Genomic DNA, 565 nt, shown 5'->3' with positions numbered 1-565 from the left:
CCAAACGTCCGCCCTCCTGCACGGAGGCCGCCGGCCGCTTCCTCGGCCTGTCCTTCGCCGGCTGGAACGTCATCGCATCGCTGGCACTGGCGCTGGTCGCCTTTCGCGCCGCCTGGAAGAAATAGGCTTTCCTGGGGTCCCAGCCCTAGGTTTCCAGCCCTACGGCTCCAGTTCGGTATCCCAGTAGAGAAAGTCCATCCAGCTTTCGTGCAGATAGTTGGGCGGGAATTTCCGCCCGTTACGATGCAGGTCCTCGATGGTCGGCACGAAGGGCGCCTGGTGGGGCCACATCTCGGCATCGCGCGGCAACTTGTTGCCCTTGGTCAGATTGCAGGTCGAGCACGCCGCGCAGACATTCTCCCAGGTCGTCTGGCCGCCCTTCGAGCGCGGCACCACGTGATCGAAGGTTAGATCGTCGCCCGTGCCGCAATACTGGCACTCGAAACGATCGCGCAGGAAAACGTTGAACCGGGTGAAGGCAGGGTGGCGATTGGGCCGCACGAAGGTCTTGAGCGAAACGACGCTCGGCAATTTCATCGCGAACGAAGGGCTTCGCACCGCCGAA

General features: G+C 63.0%; 2 protein-coding genes. One reads left to right on the top strand and one right to left on the bottom strand.

Translation table 11 applies throughout. The features are described 5' to 3' along the window. Positions 1–125 (top strand): disulfide bond formation protein B (locus tag ACFC3J_RS22955; RefSeq protein ID WP_375198209.1); only part of this gene is annotated, 125 nt, incomplete at its 5' end. Positions 126–159: 34 nt separating this feature from the next. Here the strand turns inward: ACFC3J_RS22955 and ACFC3J_RS22950 are convergent. After that, on the bottom strand, positions 160–565 hold a 406-nt coding region (locus ACFC3J_RS22950; RefSeq protein ID WP_375198208.1), incomplete at its 5' end, for an HNH endonuclease.

The organism is Sphingobium sp. (genome assembly GCF_041987595.1).
In the GTDB taxonomy this organism is placed as follows: domain Bacteria; phylum Pseudomonadota; class Alphaproteobacteria; order Sphingomonadales; family Sphingomonadaceae; genus Sphingobium.
The sequence above is the reverse complement of the archived record's forward strand: the minus strand, read 5'-3'. Positions and strand labels throughout refer to the sequence as shown.